Annotated in this window: 17 protein-coding genes, 1 tRNA gene and 1 pseudogene; 9 read left to right on the plus strand and 10 right to left on the minus strand. The window is 61.3% G+C overall.

Going from position 1 to position 18704, the window contains the following annotated elements:
- Positions 1 to 12 precede the first annotated feature (12 nt).
- The 3 genes from aspS to ACHHRT_RS08450 are packed head-to-tail and all read left to right on the plus strand — an operon-like array spanning position 13 to position 3414.
- Positions 13 to 1803: an aspartate--tRNA ligase gene (gene aspS / locus ACHHRT_RS08440; RefSeq protein WP_395499326.1), complete on the plus strand. Its 1791-nt coding sequence runs from the start codon at positions 13 to 15 to the stop codon at positions 1801 to 1803.
- Positions 1803 to 2852 (plus strand): hypothetical protein, encoded by a 1050-nt coding sequence (locus tag ACHHRT_RS08445; RefSeq protein WP_395499327.1) that lies wholly within the window; start codon positions 1803 to 1805, stop codon positions 2850 to 2852. The genes aspS and ACHHRT_RS08445 overlap by 1 nt, the downstream gene beginning before the upstream one ends.
- Positions 2836 to 3414, plus strand: a complete 579-nt coding sequence (locus ACHHRT_RS08450) for a P-loop nucleotide/nucleoside kinase family protein (RefSeq protein ID WP_395499328.1) — start codon at positions 2836 to 2838, stop codon at positions 3412 to 3414. The genes ACHHRT_RS08445 and ACHHRT_RS08450 overlap by 17 nt, the downstream gene beginning before the upstream one ends.
- Here the strand turns inward: ACHHRT_RS08450 and ACHHRT_RS08455 are convergent, their stop codons facing one another.
- Positions 3415 to 5394, minus strand: a complete 1980-nt coding sequence (locus ACHHRT_RS08455) for an ASKHA domain-containing protein (RefSeq protein WP_395499329.1) — start codon at positions 5392 to 5394, stop codon at positions 3415 to 3417.
- A 32-nt stretch (positions 5395 to 5426) separates the two neighbouring features.
- A complete protein-coding gene (locus ACHHRT_RS08460) occupies positions 5427 to 5585 on the minus strand; it encodes an RCKP-type rubredoxin-like domain-containing protein (protein WP_395499330.1) in 159 nt (52 codons plus the stop codon).
- A 185-nt stretch (positions 5586 to 5770) separates the two neighbouring features.
- Here ACHHRT_RS08460 and ACHHRT_RS08465 point away from each other — a divergent pair, with 185 nt between their 5' ends.
- The 6 genes from ACHHRT_RS08465 (at position 5771) to ACHHRT_RS08490 (ending at position 11447) form a co-directional block, all read left to right on the plus strand.
- Positions 5771 to 6919: a M20/M25/M40 family metallo-hydrolase gene (locus tag ACHHRT_RS08465; RefSeq protein ID WP_395499331.1), complete on the plus strand. Its 1149-nt coding sequence runs from the start codon at positions 5771 to 5773 to the stop codon at positions 6917 to 6919.
- A 182-nt stretch (positions 6920 to 7101) separates the two neighbouring features.
- Positions 7102 to 7932 carry a ParA family protein gene (locus ACHHRT_RS08470; RefSeq protein ID WP_395499332.1) on the plus strand — a complete coding sequence of 277 codons (831 nt, stop codon included), beginning with the start codon at positions 7102 to 7104 and terminating at the stop codon, positions 7930 to 7932.
- 48 nt (positions 7933 to 7980) lie between these two features.
- Positions 7981 to 8865, plus strand: a complete 885-nt coding sequence (locus tag ACHHRT_RS08475; protein ID WP_395499333.1) for a ParB/RepB/Spo0J family partition protein — start codon at positions 7981 to 7983, stop codon at positions 8863 to 8865.
- 31 nt (positions 8866 to 8896) lie between these two features.
- A complete protein-coding gene (locus tag ACHHRT_RS08480; RefSeq protein WP_395499334.1) occupies positions 8897 to 9688 on the plus strand; it encodes a dihydroorotate dehydrogenase electron transfer subunit in 792 nt (263 codons plus the stop codon).
- 37 nt (positions 9689 to 9725) lie between these two features.
- A complete protein-coding gene (locus tag ACHHRT_RS08485) occupies positions 9726 to 10721 on the plus strand; it encodes a dihydroorotate dehydrogenase (protein ID WP_395499335.1) in 996 nt (331 codons plus the stop codon).
- A gap of 42 nt (positions 10722 to 10763) precedes the next feature.
- Positions 10764 to 11447 carry an HAD family hydrolase gene (locus tag ACHHRT_RS08490; RefSeq protein WP_395499336.1) on the plus strand — a complete coding sequence of 228 codons (684 nt, stop codon included), beginning with the start codon at positions 10764 to 10766 and terminating at the stop codon, positions 11445 to 11447.
- A gap of 8 nt (positions 11448 to 11455) precedes the next feature.
- Here the strand turns inward: ACHHRT_RS08490 and ACHHRT_RS08495 are convergent, their stop codons facing one another.
- From ACHHRT_RS08495 to ACHHRT_RS08530, 8 genes and pseudogenes are all read right to left on the minus strand, one after another.
- A complete protein-coding gene (locus ACHHRT_RS08495; RefSeq protein WP_395499337.1) occupies positions 11456 to 12220 on the minus strand; it encodes a hypothetical protein in 765 nt (254 codons plus the stop codon).
- Between the two features lie 443 nt (positions 12221 to 12663).
- Positions 12664 to 13776, minus strand: a complete 1113-nt coding sequence (mtnA, locus tag ACHHRT_RS08500) for an S-methyl-5-thioribose-1-phosphate isomerase (RefSeq protein ID WP_395499338.1) — start codon at positions 13774 to 13776, stop codon at positions 12664 to 12666.
- 7 nt (positions 13777 to 13783) lie between these two features.
- Positions 13784 to 14572: a double zinc ribbon domain-containing protein gene (locus ACHHRT_RS08505; protein WP_395499339.1), complete on the minus strand. Its 789-nt coding sequence runs from the start codon at positions 14570 to 14572 to the stop codon at positions 13784 to 13786.
- Between the two features lie 20 nt (positions 14573 to 14592).
- Positions 14593 to 15087, minus strand: coding sequence for a GatB/YqeY domain-containing protein (locus ACHHRT_RS08510; protein ID WP_395499340.1), 495 nt, complete (start codon positions 15085 to 15087; stop codon positions 14593 to 14595).
- A 182-nt stretch (positions 15088 to 15269) separates the two neighbouring features.
- A tRNA-Asn gene (locus ACHHRT_RS08515) sits at positions 15270 to 15345 on the minus strand.
- Positions 15346 to 15432: 87 nt separating this feature from the next.
- Complete coding sequence (locus tag ACHHRT_RS08520; RefSeq protein WP_395499341.1) at positions 15433 to 16854, minus strand: NADH-quinone oxidoreductase subunit N; 1422 nt, start codon at positions 16852 to 16854, stop codon at positions 15433 to 15435.
- 27 nt (positions 16855 to 16881) lie between these two features.
- A complete protein-coding gene (locus tag ACHHRT_RS08525) occupies positions 16882 to 18405 on the minus strand; it encodes an NADH-quinone oxidoreductase subunit M (protein ID WP_395499342.1) in 1524 nt (507 codons plus the stop codon).
- 16 nt (positions 18406 to 18421) lie between these two features.
- Positions 18422 to 18704 (minus strand): annotated as a pseudogene (locus ACHHRT_RS08530) (Na(+)/H(+) antiporter subunit D); the annotation flags it as partial.

The raw sequence follows: 18704 nt of genomic DNA on the forward strand, positions 1-18704 counted from the left end.
GGAGTCTTCTCCATGGAATCCATGGGTACCCTCAAACGCACTCATCACTGCAGCATCCTCAACAAGGGCAATATCGGCGAGGAGGTCACCCTGATGGGCTGGGTGCTGCGCCGCCGCGACCATGGCGGGGTGATCTTCATCGATCTGCGGGATCGCCGGGGGATCACCCAGGTGGTGTTCAACCCCGAGATCAACCCCCAGGTCCACGCCAAGGCCCATGCCCTGCGCAGCGAGTGGGTGCTGGCGGTGAAGGGCAGAGTGGCGGCCCGGCCCGAGGGGATGACCAATCCTAAGCTGGCCACCGGCGAGATCGAGGTGATGGTCAGCGAGCTGCGGATCCTGAACCAGAGTCAGACCCCGCCCTTTCCCCTGGATGAAGAGGTCGAGGTGGCAGATACCCTGCGTCTCAAGTACCGCTATCTCGACCTGCGCCGGCCGGCCATGGCCGCCAACATGGTGCTGCGCCACACCGTCTCCCAGGCCATCCGTGCCTACCTCAACGGCCAGGATTTTCTGGAGATCGAAACCCCGGTGCTGACCCGTTCCACCCCGGAGGGAGCCCGCGATTACCTGGTGCCCAGCCGGGTCAACCCGGGCCGTTTCTTCGCCCTGCCCCAATCGCCCCAGCTTTTCAAGCAGTTGCTGATGGTGGCGGGGATGGATCGTTACTACCAGATTGTGCGCTGCTTTCGTGACGAGGATCTGCGGGCCGATCGTCAGCCCGAATTCACCCAGGTCGACTTCGAGCTCTCCTTCATCGACGAGGAGGATATCTATCTGGTGGCCGAGGGGATGATGCGCGAGGTGTTCCAGGCCGCCCTGGGGGTGGAGCTCTCCCCCCCCTTCCCCCGGATCACCTACGGCGAAGCCATGGCCCGCTTTGGCACCGATCGCCCCGATATGCGCTTCGGCCTGGAACTGGTGGAGCTGACCGAGATCGTCAAAAATTGCGGCCTGCAGGTGTTCCGCAATATCGTCGAACAGGGCGGGATGATCAAAAGTATCAACGCCAAGGGTTGCGCCCACTACTCCCGCAAGGATCTCGACGATCTCACCGCCTATGCCGGCCAGTTCGGCGCCAAAGGTTTGGCCTGGGTTAAGATCAAGGCCGACGGCCAGTGGCAATCACCCATCGCCAAGTTTTTCACCCCCGAGGAGCAGGCCGCCATGGTGGCCGCCCTGGGCGCCGAAGCCGATGATCTACTCTTCTTTGTCGCCGATCAGCCGGGGGTGGTTCACCAGGCCCTCTCGGAGTTGCGCCTGGAGCTGGCCCGGCGGGAAAAGCTGGTCAGCAGGGATGATTTCTCCTTTGTCTGGGTCACCGATTTTCCCCTCCTGGAGTACGATCATGAGGCCAAACGCCACGTGGCCGTCCACCACCCCTTCACCGCCCCCGTGGAGGAGGATCTGCCCCTGCTGGCCACTGAGCCGGGCAAGGTGCGGAGTCGGGCTTACGATCTGGTGCTCAACGGCACCGAGATCGGTGGCGGTTCGATCCGGATCCACCGCAAGGATCTTCAGGAGACGGTTTTTGCCGCCCTGGGGATCACCCCCGAGGAGATCAAGGACAAATTCGACTTCCTGGTTCAGGCCCTGGAACTGGGAGCCCCGCCCCATGGGGGGATGGCCTTCGGACTGGATCGGTTGCTGATGATTCTGGCCGGCCGCGACTCGATCCGTGACGTGATCGCCTTCCCCAAAACCCAGAAGGCGACCTGCCCCCTTACCGAAGCCCCCTCGTCGGTGGCCCGTAAACAGTTGACCGAGCTGGGCTTGCGCCCGGATTGGAAGGAGCAAGTATAATGAGTGATCATGATCGGGAGAAGTTGCCGGCGGCGGTGCGTTTTTTACTGGATCCGGCAAGCTATCCCCATCCGGTAAGCGAGGTGGAGCTGGTCCAGACCCATATCTCCTACGTTTTTTTGGCCGGTGAATTTGTCTATAAGATGAAAAAGCCGGTGGATTTCGGTTTTCTCGATTTTTCAACCCTGGAGAAACGGCGCCATTTCTGTGCCGAGGAGTTGCGCCTAAACCGGCGGCTCTGCCCGGAGATCTACCAGGCGGTCCTGGGTTTGTACCAGGGGGCCGCCGGCGCTTTTTCCCTGGGCAGCGGGGCCGGGGAGGAGGCGGCCGGGACGCCGGTGGAGTATCTGGTGATGATGGCCCGGATGCCGGAAGCGGGGATGATGGCCGGGTTGCTGCAGCGAGGGGAGCTGACCCGGGCCCACCTGGAGCGGATCATTGCCCGGTTGGTCCCTTTCTATCGCCAGGCCGAGGGCGGCCCCGAGGTTACCGCTTTGGGCAGTGCCCAGGCAGTGGCGGTCAACGTGCTGGAAAATTTCGAGCAGACCGAGGCCTTTGTCGGTGGTCCCGCCCTGAGTCGGGAGCAGTTCCAGCTAATCAGCGCCTATGCCCGTGACTTCCTTAAGCAGGAGGAGCTTTTTGCCGCCCGGCAGAAAGCCGGCCGGATCCGCGAGGGTCATGGCGATCTCTATTCGGCCAATATCTGTTTTGCCCCCGACCAGGTCCATATCTTCGACTGCATCGAATTCAACCAGCGTTTCCGCTGTTGCGATATCGCTTCCGATATCGCCTTCCTGGCCATGGATCTCGACTTCCACGGCCAGGAGGAGCTGGCGGCTTTCTTCGTGGCGGAGTTCGCCCGCCAGGCCGATGATCCCCAGTTGGCGGCCATGCTGCCCTTCTACTGCTGCTACCGGGCCTATGTCCGGGGCAAGATCGGTTTGTTCACCGCCCACGCCCCGGAGGTGGACGCGGCCACCAAAACCCGCTCCCTGGAGCAGGCCGCCCGCTATTTCAAATTGGCCGAGCGTTATGCCCACTCGGTCTAACTCTCCCCGAATTTATCTGTTCTGGGGGCTGATCGCCACCGGCAAAAGCACCTTGGCGACGGCCTGGGCGCGTCACTTGGGGATTCCCCACTACAACTCCGATGTGGTGCGCAAGGAGCTGGCGGGTCTGGCCCCCACCACCGACTGCAAGGAGGGGGCCGAGGGGGGGATCTACACCCCGGAGTTTACCCGCCGCACCTACGACGCTTTGCTGGATCGGGCCGAGGAGCAATTGAATCGGGGCCGGAGCGTGGTTCTCGATGCCTCCTATCTGGATCGGGATGAGCGGCGACGGGTGTTGGCCCTGGCTCAGCGTTTGGGGGTTGCCTGCCATTTTATTCTCTGTGACTGTTCCGATCAGGTCAAAAAAGAGCGTTTGAACCTGCGGGCCCGGGACCCCCGGGCGGTTTCCGACGGTCGCTGGGAGATCTACCTGCGCCAGCGGGAGAAATTTCAGCCCCCCAGTGAACTGGCCCCCGGCCAACTGTTGACCATCGATACCCACCGGCCCCTTGCCGAATTGCTGACCGAGCTTGAGCGGCAACTCCCTTTCCCCTCCTGATCAGAGCGGTTTGTTTCTTGCGGCCAGCCGGCCCTTGACGGCGGGGAAGAGATCCAGATTGGTGTGGGGGAGAAACTGGGAGGCGGTGTACTGCTCCTGGAAGGCGTGTACCTCCGAGAGTTCGAAGCTGGTCATGCGCCGCACCACCGCCACCACGTCCCGGCGGATATGGTTGCTCATTTCGCTCATCCAGGCACCCATCAGCGAGCCGTTACCCACGTAGAGGATCTTCTCCGCCTCGATCTCGGGCAACAGCCCCACGGTGATCGCCGCGTCCAGGTCAAGATAGCTGCCAAAGGCCCCGGCCAGGATCACCTGCTCCAGGTCGGCCATGGCCAGCCCCACCTCCTCCACCAGGGTCTTGGCCCCGGCGTAGATCGCCGCCTTGGCCCGAATAAAGTTCTCGATATCCACCTCGTTGAGTACCAGGTCATGCCCGGTGCCGCTCTCCCCCGCTGCGGCCAGCAGATATTCCCAGCCGCTGTTGCCGGCCCGCAGGCGGGGGGAGGTGAGTTTCCGGTTGAATTTGCCGCGGCTATCGATGATCCCGTGCTCGAAAAGGGTGGCGATCAGGATCAGCAGGCCGGAGCCGCAGATCCCCAGCGGCGGCTGGTGGCCCACCGTGGTCAGGGTGGGCTCCAGGGTGGCCGGATCAAGCTGGAAATCTTCGATCGCCCCCCGGCTTGCCCGCATCCCATGGGTAATCCCCCCTCCTTCGAAGGCGGGACCAGCCGAGCAGGCGGCACAGACCAGCCACTCCCGGTTGCCGATGACGATCTCGGCGTTGGTCCCGATATCGATGTAGAGGGTCACCTTGTCGGTGCGATACATCCCCGAGCCCATCACCCCGGCCACGATGTCTCCCCCCACATAGCTGGAGATGGCGGGATAGGCCAGGGCCACCGTGTGGTTGGGCAGGTTGATTCCCAGGTCGGCGGCCCGCACCGGGGGCAGGAAGGTACTCACCGGCACATAGGGGGCCCGGCGGATATGGCGCGGATCAAGGCCCAGCAACAGGTGGGTCATGGTGGTGTTGGCCGCCAGAGTAAGGGAGCCGATCTCTTCCCGACGTACCCTGCCCTGCTTCTGCTCCCCAGGGGGGTGGGCCCTGGCCAGCAGGCTGTCGAGAACCTGGTTGATGGTCCCCACCACCAATTTTTGCATCTGCTCAAGTCCGCCCGGCTTTTCGCCATGGATGATCCGGGAGATCACATCCTCGCCGTAGCCGAGCTGGGCGTTGTAGTCCCCGCCCCGGGCCAGGACCTTGCCGCTGTTGAGATCGATGAGGATGGCGTAAATCGAGGTGGTGCCGATATCCACCGCCAGCCCGAAATTGCGCTGGGTCCAGTTGCCGGCCTGAATATCGAGGATGAAATTATTGCCCCGGCGTACCGGGCGGGCCAGGGTCACCGTCACTCGGAAGTCGTCGCCCCTTATGGCGCCGGGGATTTTGCGCAGCACCGGCAGGGGAATTATCATCCCCCGCTCTCCATACTGGTGGTTGAGGGCGGTGGTGATCCGGGCGGCGTCGGCCATGTTATCGGCATGGCTGGCCCGGGGCAGTTCGAGAAAAAATTTCTCCACCGGCGGCAGAAAGAGCCCGTTTTGCCGCAATTCATCGATATCGTAAACGTGCATTCGGGCCCGGTTGCGGGCCGCCACGTCGGTGGTCAGCCCCCCTGTCCCCAGTCCCGATTCCGCCGGAATCCTGACGGTCAGATCACTTTCAATCAGCGAGCAGCAGGCCAGGCGGTGACCGGCGCCGTAGTCGGCCGGGCTGATCTTCTCCCCGCCCCCGCCGGTCACCCCGCCCTCTTCCACGATCACCCGGCATTTGCCGCAGACCCCGTCCCCGCCGCAGGAGGCGTTGACATGGAGCCCGGCCCGTCGGGCCACCGCGATCAGGCTCTCCCCTCTCCGGCCCCATACCGTTCTCCCTGCCGGCAGAAAGGTGATCCGGAATTCGGCGGGAAGAGTCATCGTTTAACCGCTTTCTGGCTCATTCTGGCCGGTTATTTACGGTTTTTGCAGCCACTGCCGCATTTGCCGCCGCCGCCGGCGGCGGCCTCGGTCTTGATCATGCAGCCCTTTTCGCCGCATTGGGGGCATTTTTGGGGTTTGCACCGCCCTTCCTTGCTGGCGCCGCATTTTTCACACTTGAAGATGGCCATGATTTACTCCTCTTGCGTTGATATTTTACCTTGTTCCCCATGGAGCGAGGATCTCCCCGCATCATAGCCTTGCTTTTGGCCGCCTGGCAAGCGGCAATCGTTTTACCCCCTTTTCCCCGGCTAAACTCTGTTGTATTATTACTCGAATCAACTTTTTGATTTAAATAGCTTAAGGAAAGAGCTCCATGCCTCTGCAGCCAGAACGTCTGGCCGACATCTTTGTTCGGCTCTGTGAGATCGACAGCCCCTCCCGCCGGGAAGGCCGCCTGGCCGCTTTTCTCCGCGGTTTGTTCGCCACTGAATTCAAAGCCGAGATTCTGGAGGATGCTTCCGCCGCTGCCACCGGCTCCGATACCGGCAACCTGGTGGTGCGCATCGGTGGCGATGGGGAGCTCCCTCCTCTCTTTTTTAACTGCCATCTCGATACCGTGGAGCCGGCCCGGGGGGTACGGGTTCACCGCAGCGGTGAGACCTTTACCAGTGCCGGGGCCACCGTTTTGGGGGCCGACGACAAGGCGGGGATCGCCATGCTGGTTGAGTTGGCCCGCAGCCTCAAGGAGGATGGCGGCCCCCGCCCCCCTTTGGAGTTTATCTTCACCACCTGTGAGGAGATCGGTCTGCTGGGGGCGAAAAACCTCGATTTTCGCCTGCTCCGGGCCCGGGCCGGCTTCGCCTTGGATAGCGCCGGGATCGACCTGGCGGTGATCGCCGCTCCGGCCTCCAACCATTTTACGGCCCGGGTCCGGGGTTTGGCCGCCCATGCCGGCTTGCACCCCGAAAAGGGGGTCAGCGCCATTCAGCTGATTGCCCGGGCCATCGCCGAGCTTCCCTGGGGGCGTCTGGACCCGGAGAGTACCGCCAATATCGGCCTGATCGGTGGTGGTAAGGCCACCAATATTGTGCCCGACCTGGCCTGGGTGGAGGGAGAGGTTCGCAGCCACAGCCGGGAGCTATTGGCCCGGCATACAACGGCCATTGAGGAGCATTTCCGTGACGTGCTGGTCAGCCACGGCTCCCTGCCGGCCGGCATTAGTGGCCCCTCGGTTTTTTCCGCCCGCCTGGAGTTCGATTTTGTTGAGCAGTTCCCCACCATGCGCCTTGTCGACGACGCTCTCCCCGTTGCCCGCCTTAAACGGGCCGCGACCCTGCTTAACCGCCCGTTGGCCTGCACTGTGGCCGGCGGTGGCAGCGATGCCAACATCTTTAACTCCCACGGCTTCCCCACCGCCATTTTGGGCATTGGCATGACCGACGTTCACACCACCGACGAGTCGATAACCTTGACCTCCATGGTCCGTACCACTCAACTCTTACGCGCCCTCCTCGAGGTGTGAGCGATTGTCGTTGCCGGCTTTTGGGCTCTGACCCCGTTTGGTTTTGGCTTATCATGTTGTTTATACGTGATATATGGCGATGTTTCACGTGAAACATCATTTGGTGAACAGGGGGCGCGGCCCGAAATGGACTTGGCCGTTTGCGCGAAATGGTGTTATATGGCGCAAACGGAGGTGGCGCTATGGAGAAGGCGAAAGGTGGGGTGGCCCGCAGGGCCAAGGTGGTGGCGCTGGCCAACCAGAAAGGTGGGGTGGGTAAAAGCACCACCGCCATAAATCTGGCCGCGTCGCTGGCGGCCTTGGGGCGCAGGGTGCTGGTGGTGGATGCCGATCCCCAGGGCAATACCTCCAGCGGGTTGGGCTGCCAGCCGGGGACGGGGGAGGGGGTTCACCATCTCTACCACTGCCTGGTGGAGGAGGTCACGGCGGCGGCGGCCATTGTTGAAGTGGCGGAGATGAACGGTAAGCTCTTCGTCCTGCCCAGCCGCATTGACTTGATCGGGGTGGAAGTTGAGCTGATGGCGGCCAGCAAGCGGGAGCGCTACCTGGACAATTTGCTGGAACCGGTGCGCGGGGAGTTCGACTTTGTTTTCATCGACTGCCCCCCATCCCTGGGGTTGCTGACCATCAACGCCCTCACTGCGGCCGATTCGGTGATTATCCCCATGCAGTGCGAGTATTTCGCCCTGGAGGGGCTGAGCCAGCTGGTGCGGACCATCCGGCTGGTGAAAAATTCCTACAACAATCGCTTGGCCATCGAGGGGCTGCTGCTCACCATGTTTGATGGTCGCAACCGCCTGACCCACCAGGTGGCCAGTGAGGTGGAGTCCCACTTTAAGGGCCAATCCTACCGCACGGTTATCCCCCGCAATGTCAGGCTCAGCGAGGCCCCCAGCCATGGTAAGCCGGTGATTCTCTATGATCGACGCTCCAGCGGGGCGGTCAGCTATGTGCAGTTGGCCCGGGAGTTTCTGGCCCGCCATAGGCAGCAGCAGAAACAGCCGGTCGGGTAAGGTGCAGGTAAGGTCCCGGCTGAGATACCGCAAGGAGGAGGATGTTTCATGGTAAAGCGAAGTCCCTTGGGCAAAGGTTTGGGCGCTCTTTTGCCCTCCCGTGATGAGGAGGAGGCTCGCTCCTATTTTATATGCGCCATCGAGCTGATTGCCCCCAATCCGCACCAGCCGCGGAAACAGGTGGATGATGCGGCTCTGGAGCAGTTGGCCGAGTCGATCCGGGAGCAGGGGGTGTTGCTGCCCCTGGTGGTGCGGCGCCTCGATGGCCCTGAGGAACGTTACGAGATTATTGCCGGCGAGCGGCGCTGGCGGGCCGCCGGGCGGGCCGGGCTGGAGAAGGTGCCGGTTCTGGTCAAGGATGTCTCCCCCCGCGATCAGCTCGAGCTGGCCTTGGTGGAGAATATCCAGCGCCAGGACCTCAACCCCCTTGAGGAGGCCGAGGCCTATCTGCGGCTGGTTCAGGAGTATGGTCTGACCCAGGAAGAGGTGGCCAGGCGGGTGGGCAAGGAGCGCTCCACCGTGGCCAACGCCCTGCGGATCAACCAGTTACCCCCCTTTGCCAAGGAGGATCTGGCCCAGGGTCGGTTGAGCATGGGCCATGCCCGGGTGCTGCTGGCCCTGGAGCACGAAGAGCTGATGCGGGAAGTTCGCGACCGGGTGATTGAGCAGGGGTTGAGCGTCCGGCAAACCGAGGAGTTGGTTCGCCGTAAGAAAGCCGGGCAGGGGAGTTCCCGAGGGAGGGGAGCCCAGGCGGAAGCCCGTAAGAAGCGGGGGGCCATTCCCGATTCCCATTGCCGCTCCCTGACTGCCGACCTGGTTCGGCATTTTGACACCCGGGTTCGCCTGGTGCAGAATGGAGAGCGGGGTAAACTGGAGATCGAATACTTCTCGCCCGATGATCTTGAGAGAGTTATCAGCTTAATTATGCGATGATATGTGCCGGAACTTCCGGCGGGAGCAGATGATGAGCGGTCAGTTCAGCGCCGAGATCAGCAAAAAAGAACAGATCAGTGCCGATATCTTTCGGCTCACTCTGGTTGCCCCGGAGATCGCGGACAAGGCCCGGGCCGGCCAGTTTGTCATGCTGCGGGCCGGGGCCGCCTTGGACCCCCTGCTGAGTCGGCCCTTTTCCATCCACCAGCGGATGGCCGACGGGCGAATTCAGGTCCTGTTCAAGGTCTTTGGTGAGGGCACCAGACGCTTGGCCAACCTGGAGCCCGGTCAGGTGGTGGGGGTGGTGGGACCCCTGGGACGGGGCTTTTCTCTCCAAAGCGGGGAGCGCATCTGCCTGGTGGGTGGAGGGATGGGGATCGCCCCTCTCTTTTTTCTGGCCCGGGAATTACTGCGGCGGGCCGAGCCACCGGAGGAGATAGTTGTCCTGCTGGGCGCCAGAACTGCCGCCGATCTGCGCCAACTGGCTCGTGAATTCGAGATGATGGGGCTGCATCCGCGCTTGGCCACCGATGATGGCACCCTGGGCCATGGTGGTTTGATTCCCGAACTGCTCCCCCTTCATCTTTCCGGGGATAAGTATCAGGTTTACTGCTGCGGACCGACGCCGATGATGGCGGCGGTGGCGTCCCATTGCGCCGCCCGGCAGTGGCCTTGCCAGGTTTCCCTGGAGACCATGATGGCCTGCGGTATCTCCGCCTGCCTGGGTTGTGCGGTTAAAACTACCACAAAAACAGATGGTTACGCGCATGTCTGTAAGGATGGGCCGGTATTCGCGGCCACTGACATTGTGTGGCCATCGTGAACAAGCCTAATTAGTAAAAAATCACCGGGTGGACAAAATGGCGGCCAGCAGCAAGGGAAACAGCAGCACCGATTCCGATACCCAGGTAACCGTGGAGCGGATCTCCCCCGCCCCCGACCAGCCGGATCTCGCGGTCCGGATCGGTTCGCTGCGATTGAGCAATCCGGTAATGACCGCCTCGGGCACCTTCGGCTACGGGGCGGAGTTTTACCCCTTTGTCAATCTGCATCAGCTGGGGGCGGTGGTGGTTAAGGGGATCTCGCTGGAGCCCCGGGCGGGGAACCCTCCTCCCCGGATTGTGGAAACTTCTTGCGGCATGCTGAATGCCATCGGCCTGGAAAACGTCGGAGTGGAGCAGTTTCTGGCTCGCAAGCTTCCCTGGCTCAAGAACGCCGGGGCCACGGTGGTGGTCAACATTCTGGGCAACAGTGTTGAGGAGTATGGCCGGCTGGCGGCCCGCCTGGACCAGGCCGAGGGGATTGCCGCCCTGGAGGTCAACATCTCCTGCCCCAACGTCAAGCAGGGTGGGGTGGCCTTTGGGACCGACCCGGCCATGGCGGCGGCGGTGACCAAAGCGGTACGGCAGGCCACCAGCCTGCCCTTGATTCTCAAACTCTCACCTAATGTCAGTGATATAGGGGCCATGGCCCGGGCGGCGGAAGAGAGTGGAGCCGATGCGGTTTCGCTGATCAACACCCTGCTGGGCATGGCCATTGATCTGCGCAGCCGGCGGCCCAAGTTGGCCAACGTGGTGGGCGGGCTGTCGGGGCCCGCCATCAAACCGGTGGCCCTGCGCATGGTCTGGCAGGTGGCCAATTGCGTCAAGATTCCGGTAATCGGAATCGGCGGGATCATGAATGCGGTGGATGCCCTGGAATTTATCGTGGCGGGGGCCACCGCCGTCCAGGTAGGCACCGCTAATTTTGTCAACCCCGGCGCCAGCCAAGAGATTGTCCGGGGAATCGAGGAATATCTACGGGGCCAGCGCTTGGAATCGTTGGCCGCCCTGCGCGGCTCCTTGATCCTGCCGTGAAACTCCGATAAACCGTTGGCGATTTTGCCAGGAGATGCCGCCATGCCTGCCGTGGAAAGAATTGAGCCCCGCCTGGACTGGGAGCAGATCGATACCGTGCTCCTGGACATGGATGGGACCCTGCTGGACCGCCACTTTGACGACTACTTCTGGCACTCCTATCTGCCGGAAAATTACGCCCTGGTCCACGACCTGGAGGTCGAGGAGGCCCGCCACCGCTTGCGCCTCGAATATGACCGCCGGGAGGGGACCCTGGCCTGGACCAACCTCGACTACTGGTCGGGGGTGCTGGGCCTGGATATCCCCGAGCTGAAGCGCCGGGTGGATGTCCTGGTGGCGGTTCACCCCCATGTGCATGAATTTATGAAGTTTTGCCGGGAACGAAAAAAGCACCTCTGCCTGGTAACCAACGCCCATCACAAAACCCTGCAAATCAAAATGGCCAAGGCGTCATTGCTTCCCTACTGCGATCAAGTGATCTGCGCCGAGGAGATCGGGTTGGCCAAGGAGGAAGCCGCTTTCTGGCCCCTGCTGCAAAAACGGCTGGGTTATGACAACCGGCGGACCATGCTGGCCGATGACACCGAGCGGGTGCTGGACGCGGCCCAACGCGGGGGGCTGGCTCACCTGATCCATGTGGCCCGGGCCAGCAGTCGAACCACGGCATCATTTTCCCGCAACTACCCTTCGATTATCTACTTCAACGAATTGTTGCCGCCGGAGTGAGAAGAGACTTAGAAGGTCATCCTGATGTGGCTGCCGATCTGATAAAGGGAGGCGGGTGGGGCGCTGGAAGAGAGGGGGACGGCATCGGTGCCGGCGTTCTGGGAAGCGGCGGCAACGACGCTGTCTTCGATGCTGACATAGCCCAAATGGGCCTCGTAGACCAGATTGTCCAGCAAGCGATAGGTGGCGGCTAAATCAACCCCCCAACGCCGGCTTTGTTCCGCAGGGCGCAGGTTACCTTCATCGCCGAACCGGGTACTGGTCTTCGCCAGGCCCAGGGTCCCGCGAATGTTCAACTGCTGGGAAAGATTATAGCCCAGGTAGAGAAAAACCGCATGGCCATCATGGCTGCGTTCGCCCAAACTGCCGTCATAGCCGCCCATGGGGGTGAAAATATAGATGGGGTAGGGTGCGACGCCAGGCTCGGGGTCGTGTTGGGCCAGGCTGCTGCGATAGGCGTAAAGCATCCCGGCGCTTAAGTCTTCATGCCGCCCACCCGCCTCCAGGCTCAAATTCAGTTTTTCGCCGGAGCGCTGGGGAGTCAGGGAATAGCTGTCGCTGGTGTTGGTAAAACGGCTCACATCAAGCCGCGTCGCCCCGTAGTAGGAGCCGTAGCCCAAGTCGGCGATGCCGGTGGTGGATTGCCGTACCGGCAGCTGGGCCAGGTAGGAGGTGCTGGATTCCTGGTCACCGATAGTCAGATGGGGTGATTTGAGTTCAGTTGTAAAAAACCCCAAATGAAATCTAGTAGTTGAAGCGGGAGAACTGCTCATGGTTTCGGATTCTCCACCCAACCCCGGAAGCAAGCGGCTGAGCAGAGGGGTGTAAAATCGGCCACCGGGCTCTGGGCCATCGTCAGCCGCCAGGGAATGGCCAGGCGAAGTCACCAGGGCGGCACATAAACCGGCCGCTATCCATAATGATCTTGATTTCATGGGCTTAGTGGGTCGCTCGCTGTAGCGAACCGCTTTTGCCTCCCGGTTGAAGTTTATAGCATAATACCACATCGCATTCTAATCCTGTCAGTGGTCATGGTCAAGCAAGATTTGCGGGGCTGATGGGTTGGTCATCCGCCGGTTAGTTGTAGAGAGCCAGCAGAAAGAGCACGGCCACCACAGCAATAAAAAAATAGCCTACTTTGCTGCAGACCGTGGGGTCTTCCGGTTCGTGATGGTGATGGGTTTGGTCAGCCATTTGCTCCTCCGCGGGGAAAAATTTATCGGGGTTTATGCTCTGGGTAAAGTCTGAGGATGTCGGCCTCCTCGGCCCGCATGATTCCGCGATCACTGATTAAGCCGGTGATCAGGCGGGCAGGGGTGACATCAAAGCCATGGTTCAAGGTGGGGGTATTGGCCGGGCAGATCAGCACCCGGTCCTCCTGACCCCCATCGGTCAAACCATGCACATAGCGTAACTCATCGCCGGAGCGTTCTTCAATGGGAATCTGCCGCAAGCCGTCGCAAATTTGCCAGTCGAAGGTGGAGGAGGGCAGGGCGACGTAAAAGGGCACGTTATTATCATGGGCCGCCAGCGCCTTGAGATAGGTCCCGATCTTGTTGGCCACGTCGCCGCAGCGGGTGGTGCGATCGGTGCCGACAAGCACCAGATCCACCGCCCCCTGCTGCATCAGGTGGCCGCCGGAGTTGTCGCTGATCAGGGTGTGGGGCACCCCTTCACCGGCCAGCTCCCAAGCGGTAAGTCGCGCGCCCTGAAGCCAGGGACGGGTCTCATCCACCCAGACATGCACCGGAACGCCGGCCCGGTGGGCGGCGTAGATCGGGGCAGTGGCCGAACCGTAATCAACAAAGGCCAGCCAGCCGGCATTGCAATGGGTAAGGATATTTACCGGAGCCCCCCCTTTGCGGCGGCTAATCTCCCGCAACAGCTCCAGCCCGTGTTCGCCGATGCGACGACAGAACTCGGCATCCTCATCGGCGATGGTGCAGGCCAGGGAGAAGCTGGCCTGGCGCAGGGAGTGGACGGTGGCGTGACCCTCCAGGGCCTTGAGCTGGCGGCCCACCGCCCAGGCAAGGTTGCTGGCCGTGGGCCGGGTGGCGATCAGGGTGGCCGCGGCCTGTCGGATAAAGGGCCAGGGGTCGGAGGCAGGGGCGGCCAGGGTGGCGCTGTAAATGCCGAAGGCGGCGGTGGCACCGATCAACCCCGCTCCCCGCACATACATCTCCCCAATGGCCCGGGCGAAATCCGCCACCGTTCGCAGTTCGACCTCCACCAGGCGATGGGGCAGCCGCCGTTGATCGATTATTCGAATCACCCGAGGATCGGCGGAATCGGGCCAGATGGTGCGGTAGTCAACTCCATTAACCTTCATTTGTATCCTACTCCCTTACCCGGGCCAGGGTTAGAACTTCGATGGCGGCGGCCCCGGCCGCCGTCAGGACCTTGGCGCATTCATTGACGGTGCTGCCGGTGGTGAGCACGTCATCCACCAGCAGAATTCGCCGGTTTTTTACTTTTACCGGTTGGCGAAGAGTGAAGGCGCCCCGCAGGTTCAGGCGTCGTTGGCTCCCATCCATACCAGTCTGCGGTTCGGTCCAGCGTTGCCGGAGCAGAAGATCAGCCCGGATCTTGCTCTGGTCCCGGGGGAAGATGGCCCGGGCCAGGAGCAGGGCCTGGTTGAAGCCTCGTTGCCGCAGGCGCCGCCGGTGGAGGGGCACCGGCAGAATGTAGTCGCTTGCGGCCAGTTGAGCAACGGCGGGAGCATGGTGGGCCAGGGTGGCAAAGGTGGCCATTCCGGCCAGTTCACCGCCATATTTCCAGGCCTGAATCGCCCTGGCCATGGGCGGGTCGTAAAAAACCGCCGCCCTGGCCCTTTGGAAGCGGGGGGGCTTACGCAGACAGGCCCCGCAGTGATGATCAGGTCCAGACCCACCGGGCAGGGGCAGCCCGCACCGGGAACAAAGCGGTGAAGCAAGAAGATAGATCTGCCCCAAGCAGTCGGCACAGAACAGGGGCGGCAGCGAGTGGGGAAGGGGGACCTGACATCCCAGGCAGCGCGGCGGGTAGAGGAGATCGAGGCCGGCCCGGGCCCAGGCGGCCGGACCCCGCCGGGCCACTTCACCCCTGGCGCTTAAGGTGGGCAGCTGGCTCAAGGGGGCGGTGGTCATCGCTCAAAAAAACAAGAGCATTACCGGGCCAGGGAGGCCAGCACCTTTTTCACCAGGTTACCGTCGGCCTTCTTGCCGAAATGTTTCATGATCGGACCCATGGCCTGCATTGGGGTCTTGAAGCTGGCCAAATCGATGTTATCGCGGACCCAGGCCCTGATCTCCTCTTCATTGGCCGGTTGGGGCAGGTAGGTATGGAGAATCTCCAGGTAGGGGGAACTCTCTTTCTTCTGCAATTCCAGAGTGGTCTTTTCAGATTTCACCAGCCCGGCGATCACCCCCAGAATGTCATCATTGCTGATTTCATCATCCTTCTTGAGCCGGGTGCTCTTTTTGCCAGACTCCAGGGTAATGGGCACCGTCAACTTGGGAAACTCACTGATGATTTGGCGAATGGTGCTTTTGCGGTCCTCATCCTTACCGCGAACCGCCTGCTTAAGGTCCTCTTTCAGTTTGCTGAGCAGGGAACCCCCCAGCTCTTCACTCCAGCCATAAGAGGAATCGTTATTCTCCATTTTGCTGCTCCCCGGTTAAGATCTCGACGGCGGTTGGCGGTTTAATTGTTTGCTGTCAAATCGTGTAATTGACCGTAAAAAGCCTAAATCGTCAAGGCAAAGTCGAAACCGTTTGCGGACGCTCCAGCTTTGGACATAAAAAAAGGCCCACGAAACAGATCGTGGACCTTTTGCTGTCAGTTTGGCTCCCGGGGAGGGACTCGAACCCCCGACAGGGTGGTTAACAGCCACCTGCTCTACCAACTGAGCTACCCGGGAATGGAAGACGGCGGCAATATAGCAAGGTCGGGCTTTGCCGTCAACCCTATTGTCGCCGATACTCTGTTTTCTGCCGGGGGCCCGCGGTTAGAGGAGAGTGCGGACCGCGGTGGCGGCCAGATCCAGGGCCTGGCCGGGCATGACGCCCAGGGCGATAATTACCAGGATCAGGGCGATACCCAGAACCTTGGTGGAACCATCGAGCTGGATGGCGGCCGGGCTTTCCGGTTCGGTGGTGTAGGCCACCCGGACCACCGAAAGGTAGTAGTAGATGGCGATGGCGGTATTGAGGGCCGCCAGTATTACCAGCATCAGGTAGCCCTGGCTCAGAGCGTTGGTCAGCAGCATGAACTTGCCCATGAAGCCGACAAAGGGCGGAATGCCGGCCAGGGCAAACATGCCCACCGCCAGGACCAGGGCCAGCAGCGGGGCCCGCTGATGGAGGCCGCTGAGATCATCTATCCTTACGTTCTCGCCCTGCCTGGAGACATTACAGATCACCAGGAAGCAGGCCAGACTCATCACCACGTAACCGGTGGCATAGTAGAGGGCGGCGGCGTAACCGGCCTCGCCGAAGGTGAGCACGCCCACCAGGATGAAACCGGCGTGGGCGATGCCGGAAAAGCCCAGCATCCGCTTGATATCCTTCTGCACCAGGGCCGAGAGATTGCCGTAGAACATGGAGAGCAGGGCCAGGACGGTGAGCAGGCTGACCAGAGTGCTGTTGCCGGGCGCCGCCAGGGTGGAGATTTTGACCAGCATGGCCGCCGCCGCGATTTTGGGCAGTGAGGCGATGAAGGTGGTGGTTTCGTTGGAGGCTCCCTGGTAGACGTCCGGAACCCAGAAGTGGAAGGGGAAGATGGCCAGTTTATAGAAAAATCCGGCCATCACCATCACCACCCCCACCATCACCGCCGGGTTGTCCAGCATTGCCACCAGGGCGGGCAGCATCACGTTGAAATGGGTGCTGCCGCTCATGGCAAAGAGGTAGCTCATCCCGAACAGCATTACGCCGCTGGCCACCACCCCGAAAATTACGTATTTCACCGCCGCTTCCATCTGAATCCGCAACCCCTGGCGGTCATCCCGCATCGGCACCAGCAGGTAGAGGCAGAAGGAGGAGAGCTCCAGGGCCATGAACATGGTCAGCAGTTCGGCGCTGCTGATCAGCATCATCAGGCCGGTGGTGGAGCCCAGCAGGAAGAGGTAATACTCGGGCCGAATCGAATCCTCAATATCCTTGGGGTCCCGGCCGATGATCAGGACGGCGCACAGGCCCAGGGCCAAAATCAGCTTGATGAGTTGCGAGAAGAGATCGACCTGGTAGGCGGCAAAAAAGATGGTTCCCTCCCGGCCCAGGGAAAAAACGCTAAGCAGCACCGTGCCAAAGGCGAAAATCAGGGCGGCGGTCCGGGCTTGTCGTCCATGGGCCCCGGCCACGCTCAGGTGGAAGAGCACCAGAATGCCCAGCAGCATAAAAAGTTCAGGTAAAAAGAGAAGAACCTTCATTTATCGACCTATTCTCGCTTCATGGGGTTAAGGCAGCAGTAACTGGCCCAGGGTCATGCCGCCGTTGGCGGCCCCGACCTGCTCCAGCAGATGGGCAACACTGACCTGCATCACCTCCAGAAAGGGTGCGGGTGAGAGACCGATCCAGAAAACAAAGAGCAGCAGCGGCGCCAGGACCGCGATTTCGCGAACGTTGATATCCAAAAGGCCATGATGGCTGGGATTATCGGTGCCGCCCCAAATCACCCTTTGCAGCAGGCGGAACATATAGGCCGCCGCCAGCACCGCGCCGGGAATGGCAAAGGCGGCCAGCAAAATCGAGTGGTTAAAACCGCCCACCAGAATCATCAATTCGCCGACAAAGCTGTTGGTGCCGGGAAAGGCCAGGGAGGAGAGGGAGAAGAAACCGAGAAAGACCACATAGAGCGGCATGAAGCGGCCCACCCCGGCGTTGAGGGCCAGCTCCCGACTATGGGTCCGCTCATAGAGCATTCCCACGCAGAAGAAGAGGGCGCCGGTGGTGATCCCATGGTTGATCATCTGCAGAATCGCCCCCTCGACCCCCTGAGTGTTGAGCACAAAGATCCCCAGGGTGACAAATCCCATGTGCCCGACACTGGAATAGGCGATCAGTTTTTTCATATCTTCCTGGGCCAGGGCGGTGAACCCCCCATAGAGAATGCCGATAATCGACAGCCACAGAATATAGGGCATAAAGATCAAGGTGGCCTCCGGGGTGATCGGCAGGCAGAAGCGCAGAAAACCGTAAGTTCCCATCTTGAGCAGCACCGAGGCCAGGATCACGCTGCCGGCGGTGGGCGCTTCGACGTGGGCGGCGGGCAGCCAGGTGTGGAAGGGGAACATGGGCACCTTGATGGCAAAAGCCAGGAAGAAGGCCAGGAAGACCCAGATCTGGAAGGTGGTGGAGAAACCCTGCTCCATCAGCATGGGGATGCTGAAGGTCTGGGGCTCGGAGGTGAGGAAGAGGGCGATGATCGCCACCAGCAGCATCACCGAGCCGGCCAGGGTGTAAAGGAAAAACTTGATCGAGGCGTACATCTTGCGCGGCCCGCCCCAAACCGCAATCAGCAGATACATGGGAATCAGCATCGCTTCCCAGAAGATATAGAAGAGCACGATGTCCAGGGCCATGAAAACCCCCAGCATGGCGGTCTCCATCAGCAGCAGACAGAACATGAACTCCTTGACCCGCTTCTGGATGTAGCGCCAGGAACCCAGGACGCAGAGGGGCATGATCAGGGTGGTCATCAAAACCAGCAGCAGGCTGATCCCGTCCACCCCCAGGGTGTAGTTGATATTCCAGGCCGCAATCCAGGAATGATGCTCGCCGAACTGGTAGAGATGGGTGGAGCTGTCGAAGAGAAAAAAGAGCGGCAGAGAGATCAAGGCGGTGAGAACCGTAACGATCAGCGACCAGTTGCGGCAGGCATTGTCTCCCGGCATCGCCAGTAACAGCAACGCACCGAGCAGCGGCAGAAAGACCAGGGCACTCAGATATGGAAACCCTTGATTTATAAGCAGAAAATCCATAAGGCTAAAACCTCGGTCAGTTCGAGAAGAGGTAAAGGATCAGCAGCACTGCCACGATGGATACGGTGTAAAAAATATTGACCTGCAACCGGGCCGCCTGCAGATGCCGGACCTGATCGCCGACTCCCCGCACGCCCCGGGCGATGCCGTCAACCACCCCGTCGATGGCGTGCCAGTCAAACCACGACCAGAAACGGGAGATGGTCATCAAGGGATTGAGCCCCCAGGTGCTGTAAGCGTTATTAACCGCCGCATCGGCACCCTGGAGGGGTTTACGGGCCAGCCAGAGCAAGGCCCGG

It is taken from the genome of Desulfurivibrio modestus, from assembly GCF_044068625.1.
Taxonomy (GTDB): domain Bacteria; phylum Desulfobacterota; class Desulfobulbia; order Desulfobulbales; family Desulfurivibrionaceae; genus Desulfurivibrio.

Bases quoted from the DNA above. Each gene is read 5' to 3' on its own strand.
- aspS (WP_395499326.1), top strand. From the start codon at position 13: ATGGAATCCATGGGTACCCTCAAACGCACTCATCACTGCAGCATCCTC.
- ACHHRT_RS08445 (WP_395499327.1), top strand. From the start codon at position 1,803: ATGAGTGATCATGATCGGGAGAAGTTGCCGGCGGCGGTGCGTTTTTTA.
- ACHHRT_RS08450 (WP_395499328.1), top strand. From the start codon at position 2,836: ATGCCCACTCGGTCTAACTCTCCCCGAATTTATCTGTTCTGGGGGCTG.
- ACHHRT_RS08455 (WP_395499329.1), bottom strand. From the start codon at position 5,394: ATGACTCTTCCCGCCGAATTCCGGATCACCTTTCTGCCGGCAGGGAGA.
- ACHHRT_RS08460 (WP_395499330.1), bottom strand. From the start codon at position 5,585: ATGGCCATCTTCAAGTGTGAAAAATGCGGCGCCAGCAAGGAAGGGCGG.
- ACHHRT_RS08465 (WP_395499331.1), top strand. From the start codon at position 5,771: ATGCCTCTGCAGCCAGAACGTCTGGCCGACATCTTTGTTCGGCTCTGT.
- ACHHRT_RS08470 (WP_395499332.1), top strand. From the start codon at position 7,102: ATGGAGAAGGCGAAAGGTGGGGTGGCCCGCAGGGCCAAGGTGGTGGCG.
- ACHHRT_RS08475 (WP_395499333.1), top strand. From the start codon at position 7,981: ATGGTAAAGCGAAGTCCCTTGGGCAAAGGTTTGGGCGCTCTTTTGCCC.
- ACHHRT_RS08480 (WP_395499334.1), top strand. From the start codon at position 8,897: ATGAGCGGTCAGTTCAGCGCCGAGATCAGCAAAAAAGAACAGATCAGT.
- ACHHRT_RS08485 (WP_395499335.1), top strand. From the start codon at position 9,726: ATGGCGGCCAGCAGCAAGGGAAACAGCAGCACCGATTCCGATACCCAG.
- ACHHRT_RS08490 (WP_395499336.1), top strand. From the start codon at position 10,764: ATGCCTGCCGTGGAAAGAATTGAGCCCCGCCTGGACTGGGAGCAGATC.
- ACHHRT_RS08495 (WP_395499337.1), bottom strand. From the start codon at position 12,220: ATGAGCAGTTCTCCCGCTTCAACTACTAGATTTCATTTGGGGTTTTTT.
- mtnA (WP_395499338.1), bottom strand. From the start codon at position 13,776: ATGAAGGTTAATGGAGTTGACTACCGCACCATCTGGCCCGATTCCGCC.
- ACHHRT_RS08505 (WP_395499339.1), bottom strand. From the start codon at position 14,572: ATGACCACCGCCCCCTTGAGCCAGCTGCCCACCTTAAGCGCCAGGGGT.
- ACHHRT_RS08510 (WP_395499340.1), bottom strand. From the start codon at position 15,087: ATGGAGAATAACGATTCCTCTTATGGCTGGAGTGAAGAGCTGGGGGGT.
- ACHHRT_RS08520 (WP_395499341.1), bottom strand. From the start codon at position 16,854: ATGAAGGTTCTTCTCTTTTTACCTGAACTTTTTATGCTGCTGGGCATT.
- ACHHRT_RS08525 (WP_395499342.1), bottom strand. From the start codon at position 18,405: ATGGATTTTCTGCTTATAAATCAAGGGTTTCCATATCTGAGTGCCCTG.